Below are 17,212 nucleotides of genomic sequence, written 5' to 3'. Positions count from 1 at the left end.
GACTGGGGTGAAGTCGTAACAAGGTAGCCGTAGGGGAACCTGCGGCTGGATCACCTCCTTAATCGAAGACTTCAGCTTTCTCATAAGCTCCCACACGAATTGCTTGATTCATTGTAGAAGACGATGCTGTAACGCGACCCTGTTATAGGTCTGTAGCTCAGTTGGTTAGAGCGCACCCCTGATAAGGGTGAGGTCGGCAGTTCAAATCTGCCCAGACCTACCAATTCAGGTGCAGATGCTTACGGGGCCATAGCTCAGCTGGGAGAGCGCCTGCCTTGCACGCAGGAGGTCAGCGGTTCGATCCCGCTTGGCTCCACCACTTACAGTTTGATCGTAGCGTAAGAGTTCAGAAATGAGCATTCCTGCAGAAGCAGAAGAGTGTTGATTTCTGGTCTTTTGATCAGTCGAAACATCGTTCTTTAAAAATTTGGGTATGTGATAGAAGTGACTGATTAATTGCTTTCACTGGCAATTGATCTGGTCAAGGTAAAATTTGTAGTTCTCAAGACGCAAATTTTCGGCGAATGTCGTCTTCACGATTGAGACAGTAACCAGATTGCTTGGGGTTATATGGTCAAGTGAAGAAGCGCATACGGTGGATGCCTTGGCAGTCAGAGGCGATGAAAGACGTGGTAGCCTGCGATAAGCTCCGGTTAGGTGGCAAACAACCGTTATGACCCGGAGATCTCTGAATGGGGGAACCCAGCCAGCATAAGCTGGTTATCTTGTACTGAATCCATAGGTGCAAGAGGCGAACCAGGGGAACTGAAACATCTAAGTACCCTGAGGAATAGAAATCAACCGAGATTCCCTAAGTAGTGGCGAGCGAACGGGGACTAGCCCTTAAGTTGATTTGAGATTAGTGGAAGGTTCTGGAAAGTTCCGCCGTAGTGGGTGATAGCCCCGTACACGAAAATCTCTTATCAATGAAATCGAGTAGGACGGAGCACGAGAAACTTTGTCTGAACATGGGGGGACCATCCTCCAAGGCTAAATACTACTGACTGACCGATAGTGAACCAGTACCGTGAGGGAAAGGCGAAAAGAACCCCGGAGAGGGGAGTGAAATAGAACCTGAAACCGTATGCGTACAAGCAGTGGGAGCCTACTTTGTTGGGTGACTGCGTACCTTTTGTATAATGGGTCAGCGACTTATATTCAGTGGCGAGCTTAACCGAATAGGGGAGGCGTAGCGAAAGCGAGTCTTAATAGGGCGCTTTAGTCGCTGGGTATAGACCCGAAACCGGGCGATCTATCCATGGGCAGGTTGAAGGTTAGGTAACACTGACTGGAGGACCGAACCGACTACCGTTGAAAAGTTAGCGGATGACCTGTGGATCGGAGTGAAAGGCTAATCAAGCTCGGAGATAGCTGGTTCTCCTCGAAAGCTATTTAGGTAGCGCCTCGTGTATCACTGCTGGGGGTAGAGCACTGTTTCGGCTAGGGGGTCATCCCGACTTACCAAACCGATGCAAACTCCGAATACCAGCAAGTGTCAGCACGGGAGACACACGGCGGGTGCTAACGTCCGTCGTGAAAAGGGAAACAACCCAGACCGTCAGCTAAGGTCCCAAAGTTATGGTTAAGTGGGAAACGATGTGGGAAGGCTTAGACAGCTAGGAGGTTGGCTTAGAAGCAGCCACCCTTTAAAGAAAGCGTAATAGCTCACTAGTCGAGTCGGCCTGCGCGGAAGATGTAACGGGGCTCAAACCATACACCGAAGCTACGGGTTCATCCTTTGGATGAGCGGTAGAGGAGCGTTCTGTAAGCCTGTGAAGGTGAGTTGAGAAGCTTGCTGGAGGTATCAGAAGTGCGAATGCTGACATGAGTAACGACAATGCGAGTGAAAAACTCGCACGCCGAAAGACCAAGGTTTCCTGCGCAACGTTAATCGACGCAGGGTTAGTCGGCCCCTAAGGCGAGGCAGAAATGCGTAGTCGATGGGAAACGGGTTAATATTCCCGTACTTCTAGTTACTGCGATGGAGGGACGGAGAAGGCTAGGCCAGCACGGCGTTGGTTGTCCGTGTTTAAGGTGGTAGGCTGAGATCTTAGGTAAATCCGGGATCTTAAGGCCGAGAGCTGATGACGAGCGTTCTTTTAGAATGCGAAGTGGTTGATGCCATGCTTCCAGGAAAAGCTTCTAAGCTTCAGGTAACTAGGAACCGTACCCCAAACCGACACAGGTGGTTAGGTAGAGAATACCAAGGCGCTTGAGAGAACTCGGGTGAAGGAACTAGGCAAAATGGCACCGTAACTTCGGGAGAAGGTGCGCCGGTGAGGGTGAAGTATTTACTACGTAAGCCCATGCCGGTCGAAGATACCAGGCCGCTGCGACTGTTTATTAAAAACACAGCACTCTGCAAACACGAAAGTGGACGTATAGGGTGTGACGCCTGCCCGGTGCCGGAAGGTTAATTGATGGGGTTAGCGCAAGCGAAGCTCTTGATCGAAGCCCCGGTAAACGGCGGCCGTAACTATAACGGTCCTAAGGTAGCGAAATTCCTTGTCGGGTAAGTTCCGACCTGCACGAATGGCGTAACGATGGCGGCGCTGTCTCCACCCGAGACTCAGTGAAATTGAAATCGCTGTGAAGATGCAGTGTATCCGCGGCTAGACGGAAAGACCCCGTGAACCTTTACTATAGCTTTGCACTGGACTTTGAGCTTGCTTGTGTAGGATAGGTGGGAGGCTTTGAAGTGGGGACGCCAGTTCTCATGGAGCCATCCTTGAAATACCACCCTGGCAACCTTGAGGTTCTAACTCTGGTCCGTTATCCGGATCGAGGACAGTGTATGGTGGGTAGTTTGACTGGGGCGGTCTCCTCCCAAAGAGTAACGGAGGAGTACGAAGGTGCGCTCAGACCGGTCGGAAATCGGTCGTAGAGTATAAAGGCAAAAGCGCGCTTGACTGCGAGACAGACACGTCGAGCAGGTACGAAAGTAGGTCTTAGTGATCCGGTGGTTCTGTATGGAAGGGCCATCGCTCAACGGATAAAAGGTACTCCGGGGATAACAGGCTGATACCGCCCAAGAGTTCATATCGACGGCGGTGTTTGGCACCTCGATGTCGGCTCATCACATCCTGGGGCTGAAGCCGGTCCCAAGGGTATGGCTGTTCGCCATTTAAAGTGGTACGCGAGCTGGGTTTAGAACGTCGTGAGACAGTTCGGTCCCTATCTGCCGTGGACGTTTGAGATTTGAGAGGGGCTGACCTTAGTACGAGAGGACCGGGTTGGACGAACCTCTGGTGTTCCGGTTGTCACGCCAGTGGCATTGCCGGGTAGCTATGTTCGGAAAAGATAACCGCTGAAAGCATCTAAGCGGGAAACTTGCCTCAAGATGAGATCTCACTGGAGCCTTGAGCTCCCTAAAGGGCCGTCGAAGACTACGACGTTGATAGGTTGGGTGTGTAAGCGCTGTGAGGCGTTGAGCTAACCAATACTAATTGCCCGTGAGGCTTGACCATATAACACCCAAACAATCTGCCCTCAAAGCAGAGGGTGTCGATGGTGAAGTCGACAGAAAGCCGAAAGTTTGCAAGAACTACAAATTACGAATCACATACCCAATTCGCTGTAACGGTTAAACCCGAGACAGCAACAAATTGCTTGACGACCATAGAGCGTTGGAACCACCTGATCCCATCCCGAACTCAGTAGTGAAACGACGCATCGCCGATGGTAGTGTGGTGCTTCACCATGTGAGAGTAGGTCATCGTCAAGCTCCTATACGAAACCCCAGATCGCCTAGCGGTCTGGGGTTTCTTCTTTGTGGCACGGAAAATAGCGCTTCGCGTGGGGGGCGCTGCGCGCACCGCCAATCACGCCGACAGGCCGCTGCGCGCGGCGCACCCTACGGGGATCGTGCCGCAACGAAAAGGCCACCTGATGGTGGCCTTTGGGGTTTCTGGGGTGGGATCAATCGCCGCGGTATTCGCAACCGCTGGTGCAGGTTTCGTGGATGCGCACACGCGACAGTTCAGGCAGCAGTGGTTTGACCTGCTGCCAGATCCACTTGGCGAGCACTTCGCTGGTGGGGTTTTCCAGGCCGGGGATATCGTTCAGGTAGTTGTGGTCGAGTTGCTCGTAGATCGGTTTGAAGATCGCCTTGATCTCGGAGAAGTCACGAATCCAGCCGGTATAGGGATCGACTTCACCTTCGATGTAGATGGCGACTCGGAAGGAGTGGCCATGTAGGCGGCCGCACTTGTGGCCTTCCGGTACGTGGGGCAGGCGATGGGCCGCCTCGAAGATGAACTCTTTGAACAATTCCACTAAACAGCGCTCGCGTAATGATTCTGCCTGGATGGCGTAGAGCGGCGTAGTTTATCAGGTCTGTTCGCTGACCTGCGCATTCAGCAGTCGGCGTATCTCTTGCGTCAGATAGCGGTGAAACCCTCGATCCTGCCAGTAGGCCATATGGCTCAGAGGCGTATGGCGCTTGTACCAAGGGCCGACCGGCATGGCACGATCTTCGTGAACCACCTCTTCATAGCCTTTGATGGGGCGCAATGGGTAGCCCAACGGGTCGGCGGGGGCGTATAGATTCAGCCAGCGCGCCTGTTCACGTACTGACTCGGCCAGGCAGTGCCCTGGAAAGCGGATGGGTTGCACCGGGTCGTAGGCAAACGTAAACAAAGGGATATTGCAGCCAAAGGTGACGATGCCCGCGAGCGTTTCCAGTGCCAGGAAGGGGTCATGCGGGCAGCTGGGTGTGGCATTGAGCTTCTGTTGATCCCAGGCGAAGTTGGAGAAGATATGGCCGCCCAGCGAGTGAGTCAGCACCAATAGTGGTGTTTGTGGCCCGACCTGAGCGCGCAGCGCAGTGAGTCCATTGCGCAGGCACTGGTGCACTTCCTGATAGGTAGTGTCGTAGGCTTCGCTGACTTTACGGTAACCGGCCGCATCTCCGAGAAACAGCGTGACGATGCGACGTAGCCATCGCCAGGTAACGGGCTCATGGGCGAGTTTGGCAAGATAGGCCTCTTCGCGCTTGTCCAGCACGCTGGCCCAGTAAAGGCTCTGAAACGCGACTTCTCGCGAGTCTTCGCCCAGTTGCAGGCGCAAGCCCTGAATAAGGCTTTGCGCGAACTGGTGCTGGCCTTCGTGATCGCGGCTGTCGAGCTGATTGCCAATACCGTGGATGATTGCAACTGCAAGCTTCATCGATCCTCCCTGATCTAGGCAGATTACTGGGCGGCACTGGCCGCAATCATCAAAGCGGCTGCAGGCGTTCGGCCAAGCGGCCACTCTCGACCAATTCGAGAAATTCGTCGCCTAGCCGCACGCTTTCGGCCATGGCCTGACGCCAGTAACGCTCGCGTCCTTCGTCATTGCCCAGGTAGCGTTTGAAGTCGGTGCGATCCGGCAGCTTGCCGTGTGGCAGGCGCGCCAGGTATTCACGCGAAGGTGCGAGCAGCAGGGCATTCTGCAGGCGTGTGCGGTCACCACGACGCCAGGGCATGCTCTTGTCGAACCAGCCGGGGATCACGCGATCGGTGAAGTGTGGATAGAGCACGATGTCTTCGCCGTCATAGGGCAGGTCGAGGTGATAATCAAGCAGGCCGCCATCGCGATAGGCGCCGGGTTCCAGGCCAGGAATCTCGCGAATCGCCTCCATCACCATGGGAATCGAACCCGAAGCCAGTAGCGCGTGACGCAGGTTCTCCGCTGTCAGGGCATGAAAGTGCGAGCGAAAATCGCTGAGCTGCGCCAGCGGTGGGGCTTGCCGGGCATCGTGCAGGATCACTCGGTCGAAGTGGCGTCCTAGGCGCTGCCTGGCCAGCAGGTTATTGCCGATGACGGAGGAGAGGCCCAGGCTCAGTTTGCCGCGATGATCGTGCTGCAGCAGGCCGTGGCTCTTCACCACGACGATATGCAGGCGATAGTGCGGGTTGGTGATGATGGCGGCATCCTGATCGGCGAGTAGCTCATCGAGCATCTGTCGGCAACTGCCTGACACGTCGGCCATGCTCACGCCTTTGGCGAAGCGCTGAGAGGTGTAGAGTTCGCCAAGCCGACGGATGCCGGCGGCCGGATCTGGCAGGCAGGCACTGGCGAAACGCCAGGAACCGATGGAAGCGCCGATCAGAGCGCGTTCGCGTGGGGCGCGCAGTAGCCAGTCGCCGAACAGTGCCAAGTCCAGGCCCTGGATGCCAATGCCCTTTGGTCCGCCTGCAGCGCCAGGCAGGATGCCGACATCGGCAGGACTCAAACCGTTCTGACGAATTCGCGCCAATGCCCGAGGGCCAGCCTTGATGGTCAGGGCAGGGGACTTGATATGGATCGCGCTCATCAATGCCTCCGTTATGCAAGCTGGCGATTATAGAGGCGTGGACGAGCAGGCCAAGCAACTTCATGAGGTGAATGATGCGGCCGAATTCAGTTTGGATTAAGTGCCAGGGCCTAGAGTGACAGGCACGGATTCACTGCTGGAGAAACCCATGAAACGATTGATCAGCCTCGCGACGCTTGCCACCCTCGTCAGTGCCGCTACCATTGCCCAGGCGCGTGACCTGGGGCCGGATGAAGCCCTGCGCCTGCGTGATGCTGGAACCATCAAATCCTTCGAGCAGCTCAACGAAGCCGCCCTGGCTCAACATCCAGGGGCCCGCATCGAGGAAACTGAGCTCGAAGACGAGTACGGCCGCTACATCTACCAGATCGAACTGCGTGACGCTCAAGGCGTGCAGTGGGATCTGGAGCTGGATGCCAGCACCGGTGAAATTCTGAAGAACCACCAGGACGATTGATGAACTTGCGTAGTGCCGCTCTGCTGCTGTTGAGCCTGAGTTGCGGTTTTGCCGCCGCACCGGGCTTCGCCCGTGATCTCGATCAGGACGAGGCGCTGCGCCTGCGGCGCGAGGGTATCATCATGCCCTTCGAGCAATTGATGCAGCACATTGGCAAGGCTTACCCCGGTTCCACGCTGTTGGAAGCCGAGCTGGAGGAAGAGGATGGTGTGCTGGTCTACGAGGTGGAAATCCTGACCACCTCAGGTGTGGTGCGTGAGCTCGAGCTGGATGCCCGCGACGGCAAGATTCTGAAGGACGAGGAAGACGACTGATGCGCCTGTTGCTGGTGGAAGATCATGTACCCCTGGCCGATGAGCTGACGGCCAGTCTGAGTCGCCAAGGTTATGCCGTGGACTGGCTGGCAGATGGCCGTGACGCTGCCTATCAGGGGGCCAGCGAGCCTTATGACCTGATCATTCTCGACCTCGGCCTGCCGGGCAAACCAGGCCTGGAGGTGTTGCAGGAATGGCGCGCTGGTGGCCTGGCTACCCCGGTTCTGGTGCTGACCGCGCGTGGCTCCTGGGCCGAACGCATCGAAGGGCTCAAGGCCGGCGCTGATGATTACCTGACCAAACCCTTCCACCCGGAGGAGTTGGCTTTACGCATTCAGGCGCTGCTGCGCCGTGCGCATGGCTTGGCCAATCAGCCACAACTGGAAGCCGCTGGCCTGCAGCTGGATGAGAGCCGCCAATGCGTAACGGCGGGCGGCGAGGCCATCGACCTGACCGCCGCCGAATTTCGCTTGCTGCGTTATTTCATGCTGCACCCGGGGCAGATCCTGTCCAAGAGCCACCTGGCCGATCACCTCTACGACGGTGAGACCGAGCGTGATTCCAACGTCATCGAAGTGCACGTCAATCGCCTGCGTGGCAAGCTCGGGCGCAATGTGATCGAGACCCGCCGTGGGCAGGGCTACCGCTTTACCGGAGAGCAGGGTTGAGGTCCATTCAGCGCCGGCTCGGCCTTGGCCTTGCCGGCACGCTGCTGCTGGTTGGACTGGTTCTCGCGCAAGCCAGTCTGTGGGTTTTTGATCGTGGCCTGCGTGCCTACCTGGAAGAAGACTTGCGCGACGAAGCGCAGGGCTTGCTGGCGGCTCTGGTGCGTGGGCCGGCCGGCCTGCAGCTGGATGAACGGCGTCTCGATCCATCATTCCAACGGCAGTTTTCCGGTCATTACTTCCGTATCGACTTTTCCGACCGCAGCTGGCGTTCGCGTTCGCTATGGGATCGTGAACTGCTCAAGCCCGATGGCCTGGGCATGCAGACGGAACTGGGTGATGGCCCGCAGGGGCAACGATTGCTGATCTACCGCGCTGACTACCGCCGCTATGGTGAAAACCTGTCGATCAGCGTGGCACAGGATTACCAGCCGATCTTGCAGAGCTTCCGCCGTATGCAGTGGCTGGGGCTGGGGCTGGGTGGTGCCGCGCTGCTGCTGATCCTCGTCGCACAGCGTTATACCGTGCGCCGCGCTTTGCGACCGCTGGAGCAGGTGCGTCAGCAGATCGTGCAGTTGCAGCAAGGCCGTCGTACCGATCTGGACGCCGAAGTTCCGGAGGAGCTGGAGTCTCTGGTGGCGCAGATCAATCACTTGCTGGCTCACACCGAGGACACCTTGAAGCGTTCACGTAACGCCCTGGGCAACCTGGGACATGCGCTGAAGACGCCGCTGGCGGTGTTGATCAGCCTGTCTGGACGTGAGGAACTGGCGGCCCATCCCGCGCTGCGCGTCAGCATGCGCGAGCAACTGGAGCAGATCGAGCAGCGTCTCAGTCGCGAGCTGGGGCGCGCACGCCTGGCTGGCGAGGCGCTGCCGGGGGCACGATTCGACTGCGCGCAGGAGTTGCCAGGTTTGTTCGATACCCTGGCGATGATTCATGACCGCGGCCTGAAGCTGGAATGGCAGGCGCCCGAAGGGCTGGTGCTGCCACGTGATCGCGAAGATCTGCTGGAGCTGCTTGGCAACCTGCTGGACAACGCCTGCAAATGGGCCGAGCAGAAGGTGCAGTTGACGGTCGAGGAGAGTGCCGCAGGCTATCGTCTGTCTGTCGATGACGACGGCCCTGGCATCGATGCCGAGCGTCGTGAGGCCGTGCTCGGTCGTGGCACGCGCCTGGACGAGCAGGTGGCGGGGCACGGGCTGGGCCTCGGTATCGTGCGCGACATCATCGAGGCCTGGAATGGCCGAATCGAGTTGCAGGACAGCCCGTTGGGTGGATTGAGAGTGGTGGTGAGTTTACCGCGGCGCTGAACCGAGGCCGAGCTCATAGCATCGCGCCAGGCAATCCAGGACCGGAGGGTTACGCGGCACGCGCCTACAAGCCGTGCTCAGCGCCGCTAACCCACCCTACGGGACTATCTCTTACATGCCGTTGGCGAATGCCGGATTTTCGAAACCGATGGCGGCGCGCACCGGTTTAAGGGCGTGGGCGTAGCGCACCAGTACGTCGAGGGCGTAATCGCTGCGGTCGCGAATGCGCTCGTCGGCTTCGTCCACTGGCTGCGGTACGTTCAGCACTTTCTCTACCTGGCGCACGATCAGGTGCTCGGGCAGGTAGCACAGGCGGCAGTTCTTGTAGCTGGAAGCGCGAAGTTCGCTGATCGGGTAGGCGCCGCCGATACCGGAGGATACGCCCACCAACAAGCCGGGCTTGTGTGCCAGTTCGGCCTTGCTGGCGTAGATGAAGAAGTTCTTGATCGCCGGGCAGGCCATACCGTTCCACTCCGGCGCGATGATGATCACCGCATCGGCTGTAGCCAACTGCTGGCGGTAGAGCTCCCAGGGGCCGTTGTCTTCGGCTGGCCACAGCGGCAATGGCGCCAGGCCGAGATCGATGATGTCGCTGTGATCCTGTGTGGTGTGGCCTTGTTCGATCAGGCGCTGGCGAAGAAAGCGCGCGACCTTTCCCGATTGACTGTTGTTGCGGCTGGAGCCGGCGACCAAGGCGATATTGAGCATGCTGCTTCCCCTGAAAAATGAAGGCGCAGGCTAGGCGAACACCTACCTGCGCGGCAAGGGTGCAGCCGCCAGAAAAGCAGTTGTTTGGCGTCAGGCGCGAGGCTGCTCCGTCAATCAGTAGTTTTGGGGGGGGGGGCGCACGGCGCACCCTACTAATTGGCGTTACACGCGGAATTGATCCATCAGGCTCTGCTGGTGGTTGGCCAGGCGGTTGAGGTTCTGGCTGACCTGTGCGGACTCCTCGGCCTGGCTGCTGATGGACTCAGTAACGTCGCGAATCGAGGCGACATTGCGGTTGATCTCCTCGGCTACCGAGCTCTGCTCCTCGGCGGCGCTGGCGATCTGCAGGTTCATGTCGGTGATGGTGCTGACCGCCTGGCTGATGCGCTGTAGTGCGGCCACGGCGAGTTGCACCTGCTCGACGCTGCCCTGAGCCTGGCGATGGCTGCTGTGCATGGTGCTGACCACTTCGCGGGTGCCGCTTTGCAAGCCCTCGATCACCTGGCGGATTTCCTCGACCGAATCCTGGGTGCGTTTGGCCAGGTTGCGCACTTCGTCCGCGACCACGGCGAAACCGCGGCCGGCCTCACCAGCGCGGGCTGCTTCGATGGCGGCGTTGAGCGCCAGCAGGTTGGTCTGCTCGGCGATGGAGCGAATCACTTCGAGCACTGAACCAATCTGCTCGCTGCTGCTGGCCAGGCCTTCGACCTCCTGCATGGCCACGTTCATTTCGTTGGCCAACAGTTCGATGGTGTTGGTGGTCGTAGCGATTACCTGCAAGCCTTCACGGCTGGCCTGGTCGGCATTGCGCGCCGCTTCGGCAGCCTGCGCGGCGTTGTGTGCGACGTCTTGCGCAGTGGCGCTCATTTCCTGGAAGGCGGTGGCCACCTGATCGACTTCGCGGTATTGCTGCTGCATGCCGGCGCTGGTCTGGCTGGCGATCGCCGCCGACTGGTCGGCGGTGCCACGGGCGTCGAGCACGCTGTTCTTCACGTCGGCGATGATCGGTTGCAGCTTGTCGAGGAAACGGTTGAACCAGCCGGCCAGCTCGCCCAGCTCATCCTGTCTGGCGTACTGCAGGCGGCGTGTCAGGTCGCCTTCACCGCTGGCGATGTCCTTGAGCATGGCGGCCACGCCGAGAATGGGGCGGGTCACGCCGCGTGCGGTCAGCCACATCAGCACCAAGCCAACGATGACTGCGACCAGGCCCAGCAACAGGGCGGTGAGGCTGTCGCTGGCGCGGCGTTCGTCCAGTTGCGCGCCGAGCACGTTGGCACGTTCCAGCAGTACTGCCTGAGGTACCTCCAACAGAACCGTCCAGGGTTTGGCTTCGGGAATCGGCTTGAAGGGGCTGAGCTCGCGCAGCATCTCGCCGTGATTGAGTTCCGCGTCGGCGCCACTCTGGATCAGGCCGCGCAGTTCGCTGGCATTATCGGGAAAGGCGCGCTCGACGGGCAGGCTGAGCAGGCTGCCATCGCGGCTATGCCCGGCGAGTAAAGCACTGGGGCTGAAGATGCTGATATGACCCTGGCCGTCATACAGCTCACGATTGGCCTCCTGGCTGATCTGCTGCAGGCTGGCCAGGCTGATGTCCACGCCCATGACGCCGATGATCTTGCCATCGAGTTCCAGGGGGAAGGCGATGCTGGTCATCAGCGTTTTCTGGCCGTTGACCTCGTCGTAATAGGGTTCCAGCACGCAAGGCTGGCGGGTTTCGCGAGGGCAGGTGTACCACGCGTTGTAAGCGATGCCGTTGTCGCCGGGGGTGGTGTCGCCGAGCAATTGTTCGCTCATCACCTCGGCCTCCAGTTGGCCGACTGTAGGCTGTGCCCAGTACAGGGCGAAACGGCCAGCCTCGTTACTGCCCAGCTCCGGCTGATCGGCGAAGAGTTCGTCCTTGCCATCCAGAGCATTGGCTTCGAACACCAGGTACAGGCCGAGCAGGGAAGTGTTGGCCTCCAGGCTGCTGCGCACCTGGCGATTCAGGTCTTCACGCAGGTCGAAGGCATCGAGAAAGCGCTTTTCCGCCTGTTCGCGCAGAAACAGGATCTGCCGCGAGAAACCCTTGCCGTACTGATAGGCATCCATGAAATAGCGCTGGATGCGGATCGCCTGCAATTCGCCGCGTGCCTTCAGGCGCAACTTGGCACTTTCCTCCAGCATGCTCGAGCTGGCAGCTCGAACCAGGCCGGCGCTGTGGCTGGACTGATACTGCGATGCGCCCACCAGCAGTGTGACGATGGCCAGCAGGCAAAGGCCGGCGAGCAGGGTGATCTTCAACTGGATCGAAAGGCGGCTGAACAGCATGGTGCGTTCCTTTCTATGGCGAGCTACAGAGGGTTATCGGTTGGCTGGCGGCTTTCTTGATCAGCGCCTGATGGAGGTCAATATTATGCACATTTTTGATTGAAATTCTGCACGATGTCGTTTTTGACATCCCACTCTGCATCCGGCAGAGTACGCGGCTTTTTGTGGCTGCTACCCGCTGGCAGTAGCCCTCGGCCGCTGTGTAGTGGCGCCGCAAACCTCTCCGGTAATTGTTTGCACCGGTTCGATAGCTCTGAAGGTGGAACGCTTTTATGAACGCAGTAATAGCCGCGGTCGGTATCATGCTGGTGCTCAGTTTGTGCCGCATTCACGTGGTGGTAGCGCTGATCATCGGCGCGCTGGCCGGTGGCCTGATCGGTGGTCTGGGCATGGACGGCTCGCTGGCTGCCTTCAACAAAGGCCTGGGAGCAGGTGCCACGGTGGCGCTGTCCTACGCGTTGCTCGGTGCCTTTGCCGTGGCCATCGCCAAGTCTGGCCTGGCCCATGCCTTGGCCGACAAGGCCCTGGCTCTGGTCGGTCGTCAGCAGAGCGGGGCCGGCGCCGATGGCGTCAAGTGGCTGCTGATCTGCCTGCTGCTGGCGGTTTCGGTGGCGTCGCAGAACGTCCTGCCGATCCACATCGCCTTCATCCCGTTGCTGGTACCGCCGCTGCTCTACGTGCTGACCAAACTGCAAATCGACCGGCGCCTGATCGCCTGCGTCATCACCTTCGGTCTGATCACGCCCTACATGTTTCTGCCGGTCGGCTTCGGCAACATCTTCCTCAACAACATCCTGTTGGCCAACGTGGCCAAGGGCGGCGTGGATGTCAGCGGTGTCAACGTCACCGAAGCCATGCTGATCCCGGCACTTGGCATGTTCTTCGGCCTGCTGGTCGCGGTGTTCTTCAGCTACCGCAAGAAGCGCGTCTATGACCTGGAGAAGATCGAGCAAGCCGAGCGCGTGACGGCTCAATACAACCCCAAGACGCTTATCGTCGCTGGGGTGGCCGTGGCGGTGGCCTTCGTCGTGCAATTGTGGCTGGACTCGATGATCGTCGGCGCGCTGCTGGGTTTCGTGATCTTCACCGTGTCGGGTGTGGTGCGTTGGAAAGAGGCCGATGACCTGTTCACCGAAGGCATGAAGATGATGGCCATGATTGGTTTCATCATGATTTCCGCCCAGGGTTTCGCCGAAGTGATGACCGCCACCGGTGAAGTGAAGAGCCTGGTGGACGCCTCCGCCGAGTGGATCGGCGACAGCCGTGGCCTGGGCGTGCTGATGATGCTCCTGGTCGGTCTGCTGGTGACCATGGGCATCGGCTCTTCGTTCTCCACCGTACCGATCATTGCCGCGATCTTCGTGCCGCTGTGCGTGCAACTGGGTTTCAGCCCGCTGGCCACGGTATGCATCGTCGGCACTGCCGGCGCCATTGGCGATGCCGGTTCGCCAGCCTCCGACTCCACCCTCGGCCCAACCTCAGGCCTGAACGTCGACGGCCAGCACAATCACATCTGGGACAGCGTGGTGCCTACCTTCCTGCACTACAACCTGCCGCTGCTGGCGTTCGGCTGGGCCGCCGCTATGATCCTGTAAAGGTGTGCCTGCGCCGGCTCTGTTTTGTGGCCCGCCATCCTTGGCGGCCACCCTCCGGGCCGTCGCGAGCGACGTCAAAAACTTCTTCCGGAAGTGTTTTGCGGCGCTTGTGGTCGTTTAATTCCTTCACGGGGCTGCCGATATACCGGTAGCCCCGTTTTGTTGCGGCTCTGCTTACAAGGACAACAAGAAATGCGCCTGACATTGAAAGCCAAAGTAATACTGCTTGCGCTGGTTCCCGTGATCCTCTTCGCGCTGGTGCTAAGCGGCACGGCGGCGAGGGTGCTGCAGAGCCTGGCCGCGGACGAGGTGGCCGAGACGCGTGAACGTCTGCTGCAGGAAAAACGCAGCGAGCTGGAGCACTACATCCAGATCGCCATGGGCTCGGTAAAGGGCCTCTATGATGGTGCGGCGCAAGGTGACATGGCCAGTCGTGAACAGGCCATCGCCATCCTCTCCAAGATCAAATACGGTGCCGACGGCTACTTCTTCGGCCACGACTCCAACGTGGTGCGCCTGTTCCGTGGCGATAGCCCGGTGGATGTCGGCAAGAGCCTTGTCGACCGACGCGACTCCAATGGCGTCTACATCAACCGTGAACTGGTCAACGTGGCGAAGAACAACACCTACTTCGTCAACTACTCCTCGCCGCTGCCGGGCAACGAGTCCGTGCAGGTACCCAAGCTCGCTTACAGCTACTACCTGCCGAAGTGGGACATGGCCCTCGGCACTGCGCTGAACCTTGACGGTGTCGAAGCGCGCATCAGCGAGGTGCAGGCCGAGATCGATCGACGCATTGGCACCATCATCACCAGCATCGTGGTAGTCGCAGCGATTCTACTGCTGGTGTTCGGTGTGATCGGTGTCTGGTTGGGCAACGCCTTCCTGCGCCCGCTGCAACAGATCAAAGCCAACCTCGACGATATCGCGGCCGGTGAGGGCGACCTGACCCGCCGTCTGCCGATCACCAGTCAGGACGAGCTGGGACAACTGGCTGGCTCGTTCAACCGCTTCGTCGAGAAGGTGCATGGCCTGGTACGGCAGATCGTCGAGATGACCGGGCAGCTCACCGAGCTGGTCAGCCAGGTTTCGGAGCAGGCGCAGCGTTCCGAACAGGCCATGGCGCAACAGCGCCATGAAACCGATCAGGTGGCCACGGCGATCAACGAAATGTCGGCTGCGGCGCATGAGGTAGCCAAGAGCGCGCAGAACGCCGCCGAGGCCGCGCAGCAGACCGACCGCGAGGGGCAGGCCGCGAAGAGTGTGGTCGATGGCAGCATCCAGCGCATTCACTCGCTGGTGGATGACATCCGCAGCAGCGGCGCGTCGCTCGACAGCCTGCAACAGGACGTGCAGTCCATCGTCAGCGTGCTCGATGTGATCCGTTCCATCGCCGAGCAAACCAACCTGCTGGCGCTCAACGCTGCCATCGAGGCGGCGCGTGCTGGCGAGGCCGGACGAGGTTTTGCCGTGGTCGCCGATGAAGTGCGTGCGCTGGCCAGCCGCACCCAGCAGAGCACTCAGGAAATCCAGGGCATGATCGACCGCCTGCAGCAGGGCACGCAGCAGTCGGTAACTTCGATGCGGCGTTCCAGTGATGCCGGCGAGCTGACCAGCGAGCAGGCCAACAAGGCGGGCGAGTCGCTGGATGCCATCGCCCAGCTTATCGCCACCATCAACGCGATGAACGCACAGATCGCCAGTGCTGCCGAGGAGCAGACGGCGGTGGCCGAGGAGATCAACCGCAGCGTGCATCAGATCGCCGTTGCCGTAGACAGTGTTGCCGACGAAACCGAGCGTGGTGCGCAGACTGCCCGCAGCCTGGCGGGCCTCGGTGATCGCCTCGGGGCGCTGGTGCGTCAGTTCCGCATCTGAGTCAGAGCGGGAAGCTCCAGCGACTGAAGGCGTCGCTCAGGAGTTCGATCCAGGCGCGGACTGCCGGCGACATGCCGCGCCTGTGGGTATAGGCAAGCTGGATGTGGCCTTGCGGCACCGTCCACTCCGGCAGCAGGGCGATCAGCCGGCCATCGGCCAATTCCTCGTGGCAATGCGTGGTGGGCAGCAGGGTGATACCTACACCTGCAAGTGCTGCCGACTTGCGCATGGGGAAGTCGTCGACGGCCAGGCGTGCCTCCAGGGCGATCTCACGAAGCTCCTGGGACGCGGCGTGACAAAAACGCAGGTGGATGCGCCGGTCAGCACCGATGGCGCCCAGGGCCGGCAACTGCTGCAGATCCTCAGGTTGTTCGAGGCGTAGCCCGGCGACCAGATCCGGCCGCGCCACCACATGGGCGCGGGCCGGCAGGAGACGGCGAGTGATCAGCCCCGGTTCCTCATCATCGACGTTACGCACGCGCAGAGCGACGTCGATGGCTTCGTTCAGCAGGTCGATGCGGCGAGTGGTCTGCACGACTTCCAACTGCACCTTGGGGTAGCGTGCGAGGAACTCGTTGATCAGGCCGGGCAGCAAGGCCACGCCAGGGGGCGTGGAGAAACGTACCCGACCGCGCGGCTCGCTGGTCAGGTTGGCCACGGTCTCTTCGGCCTGTTCGGCCTCCAGCAACATGGCCTGGCAATGGCGCAGGTAACGCTCGCCGATATCGGTCAGTGCCAGTTTGCGCGTCGAGCGTTGCAGCAGGCGTGCGCCGAGACGTTGCTCCAGCTCGGCGATACGCCGTGACAGGCGCGATTTGGGAATGCCCAGTGCGCGACCGGCTGCGGCGAAACCACCGGCTTCCACCACCTTGGCGAAATAGAAAAGGTCGTTGAGGTCATGCATCTCAGTGTCCTATCAGTGGGACGAACCATCACATTTTTGCCATCTTATCGGCTATTGGCTCCATGGGTAGCATCTGCCTCCTTCGCGTCGCCACGGCGCATGCCCCTCTGGAGAGCCTAATGAAACTGCTGCACCTCGATTCCAGCATCCTGGGTGATGCGTCCGCTTCCCGTCAGCTCAGCCGTGATGTGGTCAAGGCCTGGAGCGCTGCCGAGTCCGATGTTCAAGTGACTTACCGCGATCTGGCCAGTGATGCGCTGAGCCATCTGTCCGCCGCCAGCCTGGTGGCTGCAGGCACCCCGGCCGAACTGCGTGACGCCGCGCAGAAGCACGAGGCTGAACTGGCCGAGCGTACCGTGGAAGAATTTCTCGCTGCCGATGCCATTGTCATTGGTGCGCCGATGTACAACTTCGCCATTGCGAGTCAACTGAAGGCCTGGATCGACCGCATCGCCGTCGCCGGCAAAACCTTCAAATACACCGAGAATGGCCCGGTCGGGCTGGCAGGGGGCAAGACCGTGGTCATCGCTTCCAGTGCTGGCGGCATTCACGCGGGTCAGCCCTCCGGCCAAGCGCATGAAGACTATCTGGTGCGCATCCTGAACTTCGTCGGTATCGACGATATCGAGATCGTCCGCGCTGAAGGCCTGGCCTATGGTGAAGAGCCGCGTGCCGAGGCCATGAAAGGCGCGGCGCAGCGTATCAGCGAGCTGTTCGCCAAAGCCTGAGCTGGCGCCTGAAACGAAAAAGCCCGCGAAAGCGGGCTTTTTCTTGACGCA

Annotated in this window: 13 protein-coding genes, 2 tRNA genes and 3 rRNA genes (1 of these 18 running past the window's edge); 12 read left to right on the top strand and 6 right to left on the bottom strand. The window is 59.8% G+C overall.

All coding sequences use genetic code 11. The annotated features are described in order from the left end of the window. The 5 genes from C7A17_RS25945 to rrf form a co-directional block, all read left to right on the top strand. Window positions 1-61: ribosomal RNA gene (locus tag C7A17_RS25945) — 16S ribosomal RNA — on the top strand (it extends 1,476 nt beyond the left edge of the window). A gap of 85 nt (window positions 62-146) precedes the next feature. Beyond that, window positions 147-223: transfer RNA gene (locus C7A17_RS25940), tRNA-Ile, on the top strand. A 20-nt stretch (window positions 224-243) separates the two neighbouring features. Then, window positions 244-319: transfer RNA gene (locus C7A17_RS25935), tRNA-Ala, on the top strand. Between the two features lie 253 nt (window positions 320-572). Continuing rightward, window positions 573-3,467 (top strand): 23S ribosomal RNA (locus C7A17_RS25930). A gap of 141 nt (window positions 3,468-3,608) precedes the next feature. Next, window positions 3,609-3,724 (top strand): 5S ribosomal RNA (gene rrf, locus C7A17_RS25925). Together the 16S, 23S and 5S rRNA genes with 2 tRNA genes alongside form the textbook arrangement of a ribosomal RNA operon. 194 nt (window positions 3,725-3,918) lie before the next feature. Here rrf and queD read toward each other — a convergent pair. From queD to C7A17_RS25910, 3 genes are read right to left on the bottom strand one after another with little or no spacing between them, the layout of a single operon-like run. Next, window positions 3,919-4,275: a 6-carboxytetrahydropterin synthase QueD gene (queD, locus tag C7A17_RS25920; RefSeq protein ID WP_003461315.1), complete on the bottom strand. Its 357-nt coding sequence runs from the start codon at window positions 4,273-4,275 to the stop codon at window positions 3,919-3,921. Window positions 4,276-4,329: 54 nt separating this feature from the next. Next, entirely contained in the window at window positions 4,330-5,166 is an 837-nt protein-coding gene (locus tag C7A17_RS25915) for a hypothetical protein (protein WP_106742309.1), read from the bottom strand. Window positions 5,167-5,215: 49 nt separating this feature from the next. Then, window positions 5,216-6,295 carry a patatin-like phospholipase family protein gene (locus C7A17_RS25910; RefSeq protein ID WP_106742306.1) on the bottom strand — a complete coding sequence of 360 codons (1,080 nt, stop codon included), beginning with the start codon at window positions 6,293-6,295 and terminating at the stop codon, window positions 5,216-5,218. Between the two features lie 148 nt (window positions 6,296-6,443). Between C7A17_RS25910 and C7A17_RS25905 the strand changes: the two genes are divergently transcribed. From C7A17_RS25905 to C7A17_RS25890, 4 genes are read left to right on the top strand one after another with little or no spacing between them, the layout of a single operon-like run. Beyond that, the gene (locus C7A17_RS25905; protein ID WP_106742303.1) at window positions 6,444-6,752 is read left to right on the top strand and encodes a PepSY domain-containing protein; all 309 of its coding nucleotides are present in this window, start codon (window positions 6,444-6,446) and stop codon (window positions 6,750-6,752) included. Further along, window positions 6,752-7,066 (top strand): PepSY domain-containing protein, encoded by a 315-nt coding sequence (locus C7A17_RS25900; protein ID WP_106742300.1) that lies wholly within the window; start codon window positions 6,752-6,754, stop codon window positions 7,064-7,066. Before C7A17_RS25905 ends, C7A17_RS25900 begins: the two co-directional genes overlap by 1 nt. Next, window positions 7,066-7,734, top strand: coding sequence for a response regulator transcription factor (locus C7A17_RS25895; RefSeq protein WP_106742298.1), 669 nt, complete (start codon window positions 7,066-7,068; stop codon window positions 7,732-7,734). Before C7A17_RS25900 ends, C7A17_RS25895 begins: the two co-directional genes overlap by 1 nt. Beyond that, entirely contained in the window at window positions 7,731-9,044 is a 1,314-nt protein-coding gene (locus C7A17_RS25890) for an ATP-binding protein (RefSeq protein WP_106742295.1), read from the top strand. The genes C7A17_RS25895 and C7A17_RS25890 overlap by 4 nt, the downstream gene beginning before the upstream one ends. Window positions 9,045-9,155: 111 nt before the next feature. On the opposite strand, the gene C7A17_RS25885 is transcribed toward C7A17_RS25890, so the two are convergent. Together C7A17_RS25885 and C7A17_RS25880 are read right to left on the bottom strand one after the other, a co-directional pair. Continuing rightward, complete coding sequence (locus C7A17_RS25885) at window positions 9,156-9,752, bottom strand: NADPH-dependent FMN reductase (protein ID WP_106742292.1); 597 nt, start codon at window positions 9,750-9,752, stop codon at window positions 9,156-9,158. Between the two features lie 162 nt (window positions 9,753-9,914). Further along, window positions 9,915-12,059 carry a methyl-accepting chemotaxis protein gene (locus C7A17_RS25880; RefSeq protein WP_106742289.1) on the bottom strand — a complete coding sequence of 715 codons (2,145 nt, stop codon included), beginning with the start codon at window positions 12,057-12,059 and terminating at the stop codon, window positions 9,915-9,917. 272 nt (window positions 12,060-12,331) lie between these two features. Between C7A17_RS25880 and C7A17_RS25875 the strand changes: the two genes are divergently transcribed. After that, the gene (locus tag C7A17_RS25875; RefSeq protein WP_106742286.1) at window positions 12,332-13,654 is read left to right on the top strand and encodes a Na+/H+ antiporter family protein; all 1,323 of its coding nucleotides are present in this window, start codon (window positions 12,332-12,334) and stop codon (window positions 13,652-13,654) included. A gap of 192 nt (window positions 13,655-13,846) precedes the next feature. After that, entirely contained in the window at window positions 13,847-15,529 is a 1,683-nt protein-coding gene (locus tag C7A17_RS25870; RefSeq protein WP_106742284.1) for a methyl-accepting chemotaxis protein, read from the top strand. A gap of 1 nt (window position 15,530) precedes the next feature. On the opposite strand, the gene C7A17_RS25865 is transcribed toward C7A17_RS25870, so the two are convergent. Continuing rightward, window positions 15,531-16,433 (bottom strand): LysR substrate-binding domain-containing protein, encoded by a 903-nt coding sequence (locus C7A17_RS25865; RefSeq protein ID WP_106742281.1) that lies wholly within the window; start codon window positions 16,431-16,433, stop codon window positions 15,531-15,533. A 119-nt stretch (window positions 16,434-16,552) separates the two neighbouring features. Here C7A17_RS25865 and C7A17_RS25860 point away from each other — a divergent pair, with 119 nt between their 5' ends. Beyond that, on the top strand, window positions 16,553-17,161 hold the full coding sequence (locus C7A17_RS25860; RefSeq protein WP_106742279.1) for an FMN-dependent NADH-azoreductase: 609 nt from the start codon (window positions 16,553-16,555) through the stop codon (window positions 17,159-17,161). Window positions 17,162-17,212 lie beyond the last annotated feature (51 nt).

The sequence above is a fragment of the Pseudomonas mendocina genome, assembly GCF_003008615.1.
Taxonomy (GTDB): domain Bacteria; phylum Pseudomonadota; class Gammaproteobacteria; order Pseudomonadales; family Pseudomonadaceae; genus Aquipseudomonas; species Aquipseudomonas mendocina_C.
This window is presented reverse-complemented; position numbering and strand designations above follow the sequence as displayed.